The 5,396-nt window shown below is 31.9% G+C and carries 7 protein-coding genes and 2 pseudogenes; all 9 read right to left on the bottom strand.

Annotated features, from left to right (window positions below; all coding sequences use genetic code 11):
* Positions 1–444 (bottom strand): annotated as a pseudogene (locus V5784_RS06200) (hypothetical protein); the annotation flags it as partial.
* Complete coding sequence (locus tag V5784_RS06195; protein WP_336888168.1) at positions 437–1,042, bottom strand: phage tail protein I; 606 nt, start codon at positions 1,040–1,042, stop codon at positions 437–439. The pseudogene V5784_RS06200 and the gene V5784_RS06195, both read right to left, overlap by 8 nt.
* Positions 1,035–2,132 (bottom strand): baseplate J/gp47 family protein, encoded by a 1,098-nt coding sequence (locus tag V5784_RS06190; protein WP_336888167.1) that lies wholly within the window; start codon positions 2,130–2,132, stop codon positions 1,035–1,037. The genes V5784_RS06195 and V5784_RS06190 overlap by 8 nt, the downstream gene beginning before the upstream one ends.
* On the bottom strand, positions 2,125–2,421 hold the full coding sequence (locus V5784_RS06185; RefSeq protein WP_336888166.1) for a hypothetical protein: 297 nt from the start codon (positions 2,419–2,421) through the stop codon (positions 2,125–2,127). Before V5784_RS06185 ends, V5784_RS06190 begins: the two co-directional genes overlap by 8 nt.
* A complete protein-coding gene (locus V5784_RS06180; protein ID WP_336888165.1) occupies positions 2,418–2,918 on the bottom strand; it encodes a phage tail protein in 501 nt (166 codons plus the stop codon). The genes V5784_RS06185 and V5784_RS06180 overlap by 4 nt, the downstream gene beginning before the upstream one ends.
* A 9-nt stretch (positions 2,919–2,927) precedes the next feature.
* The gene (locus V5784_RS06175) at positions 2,928–3,443 is read right to left on the bottom strand and encodes a phage baseplate assembly protein V (protein WP_336888164.1); all 516 of its coding nucleotides are present in this window, start codon (positions 3,441–3,443) and stop codon (positions 2,928–2,930) included.
* Complete coding sequence (locus tag V5784_RS06170; RefSeq protein WP_336888163.1) at positions 3,443–4,477, bottom strand: hypothetical protein; 1,035 nt, start codon at positions 4,475–4,477, stop codon at positions 3,443–3,445. Before V5784_RS06170 ends, V5784_RS06175 begins: the two co-directional genes overlap by 1 nt.
* 2 nt (positions 4,478–4,479) lie before the next feature.
* Positions 4,480–4,689 carry a tail protein X gene (locus tag V5784_RS06165; RefSeq protein ID WP_336888162.1) on the bottom strand — a complete coding sequence of 70 codons (210 nt, stop codon included), beginning with the start codon at positions 4,687–4,689 and terminating at the stop codon, positions 4,480–4,482.
* Positions 4,682–5,396 (bottom strand): annotated as a pseudogene (locus tag V5784_RS06160) (hypothetical protein); the annotation flags it as partial. The gene V5784_RS06165 and the pseudogene V5784_RS06160, both read right to left, overlap by 8 nt.

The following is a 5,396-nucleotide window of genomic DNA, read 5'->3' as shown; positions in this document are numbered from 1 at the left end:
GACATTACTTTGATCTATAACTGCATTAACAGTCCCTGCATTTGAGATATATGTGATGATATCTTCAACCCTTTCTAATATTCCACTAGATTCCCTTGGAATAAGATCAGGGGTATCTGTATCACAGTAGGAATAAAGCACATCTATACCATCTTCACCCCTGGCAAAAAGTCCTATTTCTCTTAAATAAGTATCTTCTGATACCCCACTATTATTAAAGGCTACTCTTACTCTATAACTGCCTGCTTCTAAAATGGTTGTACTTGTAATACTTACTGTCTTAAAAGTTTCTACAAGAGATACTAAGCTTTCTTTAGTTATTCCTTCAGGAATAATCCCTTTTCCTATTTCTACCTTGGTAAAAGTTACTTCTTCACCTAATATAGCTCTTGCCAACAATTCCTTACCCTTATTTGTGAGTATAGTCCCTATATATTTAGCCATTTATTCCTCCTAAATATTCTTCAAAATCTGAAGCTACATTTGGACCCAATGGGATCTCTTCAAAAATAGATGAATGATATAGTGTAGAATGGTAATTTGTACCTTCCCACTGGCTGCTTACTATTATTCCATCTAAAGAACTTCTCTCATTTTTTGTTATATTAATTGATTTATATAATTTTTCTAATTTTTCGCCTGTTGGGGCGGTTTCTCCTACAACTTTAAAATGGTATGGATCTCCACCATATTGATACCATTCTAGTAACTCAAAATCCCCATGAATATCTTTAATTGTTTTTTCAACAGCATACCTTGTTCCTTTAGTTTTTCTAACAACATATGCTGTTTCTACTAAACTGGCTTTAATCTCTTTAGAAAGAGTCTGTTCATATCCTTCTACTCTCCATTGATAAGCTAGTTCGTCTAATATTGCTTCCCCTAGATCACTAAAATTTTCATAGAGAAAAAAATTTTTTTCTCTATTATTTATTAGATCTAATTCTTCCTGAATAACCTGCATTAATATTTTTATTTCATTTTCTTCTTGAAGAAAATTAGGGAGAAGGTTTAAAAGAGAAATATCTTCTATTTTAATCATCTTCAATCCCTCCATATATTGGATTAATATTTACTTCTTTTGCTACTTCAAAAACATCTACAGTAGCAAATGTAGGTTTTACTATTTCAACTCTTTTGGCTCCTGCACTTCTTATTAGATAATTAAGTTCTGTAGGGCTTATATCCCTTTTTAAGACTGCTTTTTGCCATGTGGTATATTCAGTTACCGCTTTATTGACTTTATCTTGGATCTCATTTACAAGCCCTATATCCTTACTAGAAATATAGTAAGTAAAATCTATGTCATAATCTATTTGTGCGGGTTTATTTACTAACAAATTATCTGTTAAAGGTCTCCTCTTATCGGCACTACAGGTTGTTAATACATCACTTAAGACACTGTCACTAGGAAGTTCTCCTCCTTCCATAAGAGGGGTTATTCTAACTGTTCCAGGAGTTGTCATTTTTACATTTACATCCACAACCCCTTGATTTGCAGTTTTTGCCCAATAAATATACCCATCACCAGGACCAGCAGTAGAAAATTTACTGGGAGCTATTCTTATTCTTTCTTTTAAGCTCTCATCAGATTCTATTTCTGTACCACCTTGAGATATTTCAGTGTTAACCACCGTCTTAAAAAATGTGAATGGATCTACTATTTTATTAATTTCCCCTGAAAGGAATCCATTCCCTATTTCTCCTTCCTCGGTACAATATCCTATTACATCTTTTATTATTTCCCCTGGTTGAAATTCAAAGTAAGGGGTTAAAAAATAAATATTATTACCTGGTGTTACCCTAATTGGACTTACTCCTATTAGCTCTGTCTTAGCTTCCTCTATTTCAAATCTTAAAGTCACACTTGATTTACTAGCAGATAATCTTTCTGTATCGGTAAAAGCTCCCATTTCAGTAGCATAATCTCCTTTGGTATACCTCAAAAGGTTCATCTTAAGACCTTCATTGGTAGTTTCATTCCGAATAAATAAACCATAAGCTACAGCCTGAAGGAGCCATCTTCTTTCATCTGCTAACCCCAAAGAAGCACCCCTTAATTCTCCAAACTTGGTTACCATTCGAGCTGCGATATCCTCAGAACTTTCATTATGTATATTTAAATCACTCAATTATACTCACCTCCACAATAGGATTTAAAAATCCGTTTTCACCATCAACCTTATATGTAATATTATTAACTTTAAGTCTAGGCTCATACTTTTGGAATTGAGTTTCTATATCAAGCATAGACATACTTTTATTTATAGGAAGGTCCACAATGTCACCATTTATCCCAATCCCTCTTCCTAAGACAACTTCCCCAATCATAACAGCTAAAATATTACGTCCGTTTTGAAGAATTCTTTCTGTACCAGTAGCATTTAGATTTATAATGTTTGGACTTAATTCATATATCATCTTTCTATCGCTCCTTGATTAAAGTCTTCATGCACTATTTTTTTTTCTGTATTTTGTTTTGTTTTTGTAATGATTTCTATGTTTTCATAGATAACTTTTGTATATTCCTTAAGAGAGAGAGAAACATCTAAATTCCTAACTAATCCATTATTTGTGATATATTCATACCCATAATTACAAGAAGTTATTACAAATTCACCATTTCCAACTGGTTTATTACCTAATAAAAACTTTAAAACTTCTCCTGTATTTTTATATGAATTTAACTTTTTAGCTATTTCTAGTGGGTTTACCCCAAAATCAGTCCTAAGAGTGATTTTTAGATTAACAACATCAGTTTTTAAATCAATAAATTCAAGAGCTGGTTTAAGTCCTCTTCTTTTATGTTCTTCATAATTAGCTCCACCACTTAATTTTAAATCAGAAAAATTTAATATTTTATTATTAGTTCCATCGAATGATACTTTAAACTGTATGTCCCCTAATATTCCGATCATATTACCCCCTTAATGCAGATTATCGATATGATCATTATAAGATCCCTTATCTGCGATAACATCAGCACAATTGATCTTATGATCAAAATTACTTTCATTAGCTGTTACATTAAACGAATTAGCATCGATATTTACTTCATTACCTTTAATGTTAACTGCTGCCCCACTTGAAATATTAATATCTCCCACACAATCTACTTCTAATACACTTGTTTCCATATTATATTTAATTTTAGTACCGTCTGGAAATAGTATATATTTTATTTTTCCTGTGTCTGTTGGTAGATTTTTACCACTATAATAGCTACCTAATACAAATCCAACAGTAGGGGCATGAGGGAGGAATACACACACCACATCTTCCCCTGGATTTGGTAGAGAATAATCTTTTTCTTTACTCGTATGATCTGATAATATTTTTAGCCCCTTGGATATTACCCCTGGAGAATCATCAAATTCTACACTTACACTTACTTCTTTATAATTTATAGATGATACCTTTCCAAGCCTTAAAAACCTAAACATTAAAAATTCACCTTCTTTCTCATTCCTAAACTACATTTATACCCAGAATCCACTGTATGAGTCACAGAAGTGATTAGGTAAATATCATTGTAAATACCAAATCCTGTTATTTTAACAGTGTTTCCTGCCAAATAACTAGGGTCTCCTACATCAGATACTTTTATTTTAGTTTCATTTTTATTTTTATCTCTAAGTAGATTTTTTGCTCTCTCCACCAAAAAGCTTTCTTTTTCTTCTTTGGTAGTCCCTGTTACCGAGGTATCAAAATTTTCATACATAATCTTTCCAGTTTTTACACCGTAAAATTCACTTTCAGGAGCTTCAAATTTTCCTTTTAAGAACTCTCCTAGTATTGGGTCATAGAATGTTAGCTCACAACCATCATATCGGTCTATATCTTCACATTGAAGCTCATAGTTCATAAGATTGGACTTTGCAAGATGAATAACAGGTTCTTTTTTTTCATATTCTTTCTCTTGGAAAATTATTATTTTTTCAAAAGATACTTTCAATGAAACACCGTTTTCTTTACAAATCCTAGACAATAACTGTAAATCAGATTCTTTAACTTGTTCCACTTGATTATAGATGGTTACATCCTCACAATCATAAAATAGTTCCATGGAAGCATCATTAGCTATATCTTGGGCAATTCTCTCAAGTGAAATGTTATGCCAAATTTTATCTTTTTTTACATTTTTAATATCTTTATTAATATCTATAGAAATAGCAGATATTTTTATAGTGTCTGGAATACCAGAAAAAGTAATATCATCAATGCTAAAAATTCCACATTTTAAGACTCTGTTATCCCCTTCATTTCTCCAATTTATCACATAGATATCTACTTCTAATTTATCGCCCTTTAAAATAACCCATTCGTTTATCCATTTATCACCTAATAAACTAAGACTTATGGTGTCGCCTTTATCTAAATTATCAGTATATGAAAAACTTTTTATATACGCTGTAATATCTCCAGTAATATCCTCACCGTCATATTTTACTTTTATGTAACTTCTTCTTGATTCCATAATTACCTCCAAGGAGGAGTGGTTGAACTATCAATATTTGAGATATCTGGACATATTAAATCTATGCCTCCACTAAATATAGCTATATTTGCATATTTAGGATTAGCTCTAGTAAGTTCTTTTGAATACTTATCTTCTTCATAAACTTTAAAACTAATACTATCCCACATATCCCCCTGGACAGTCGTATAAATATCTACTTCTTTATCCAAAACTCGTCCTCCTCTCAGTTTTTACCATTCCACTCATTGCTTTTTCAACTTCATTTTTTATGAGATCTCCTAAAGCTGTGCTTTCTTTCTTTAATATTTCCATAACCCCATCAGTGTTTCCACCTTGTATAACTGGTTTAAAATCTATCTTTATTTCTATTTTGTTAATATTGCCATTACTTCCAAGTAATCCCATTTTTTCACCAGCATTTTTCCATAGTCCTCTAGATCTAGCACTTCCATCATGTGGGATAATTGATTCTGGAGTTTGTCCATCCCCTACTATTGCCATGTGCGGTGTATTTACAACCCCACCTTTTGCATAAGCAGGAAGTGACATCCCACCGCCTTGAGTTTTCTTGCTCATTTGATTGTATTTATTTTGATTATTTTCTGCTATAGTTACATTTTGTGAAGAATTCCCATTGCCTTTAAATTTCTGATACCAATTATATAGTTGTTGTATCCCTTTTAAAAATAAACCAATTGGACTATATTCAAAAATTTTATAAATAGGACTTTGTTTAAAAACACCCCATAATTCCAAAGTTTTAGCTTTTATTTTGTCAAAATTTTTATAAACTACTATCCCAATTCCGACTAATGCAACTAATCCCCCAACTACTAAACCAATAGGATTAGCCATTAAAACCGTATTGTATGCAGCTTGTATTGCAATTTGCGACTTAGTGATTGTTGCAGCGAAT

The sequence above is a fragment of the Psychrilyobacter sp. genome, from assembly GCF_037132775.1.
Lineage (GTDB): Bacteria > Fusobacteriota > Fusobacteriia > Fusobacteriales > Fusobacteriaceae > Psychrilyobacter.
The sequence above is the reverse complement of the archived record's forward strand: the minus strand, read 5'-3'. Positions and strand labels throughout refer to the sequence as shown.

Excerpts from the sequence above, each read along its gene's own strand:
- V5784_RS06195 (WP_336888168.1), bottom strand. The coding sequence starts at position 1,042 with ATGATTAAAATAGAAGATATTTCTCTTTTAAACCTTCTCCCTAATTTT.
- V5784_RS06185 (WP_336888166.1), bottom strand. The coding sequence starts at position 2,421 with ATGATATATGAATTAAGTCCAAACATTATAAATCTAAATGCTACTGGT.
- V5784_RS06170 (WP_336888163.1), bottom strand. The coding sequence starts at position 4,477 with ATGGAATCAAGAAGAAGTTACATAAAAGTAAAATATGACGGTGAGGAT.
- V5784_RS06175 (WP_336888164.1), bottom strand. The coding sequence starts at position 3,443 with ATGTTTAGGTTTTTAAGGCTTGGAAAGGTATCATCTATAAATTATAAA.
- V5784_RS06180 (WP_336888165.1), bottom strand. The coding sequence starts at position 2,918 with ATGATCGGAATATTAGGGGACATACAGTTTAAAGTATCATTCGATGGA.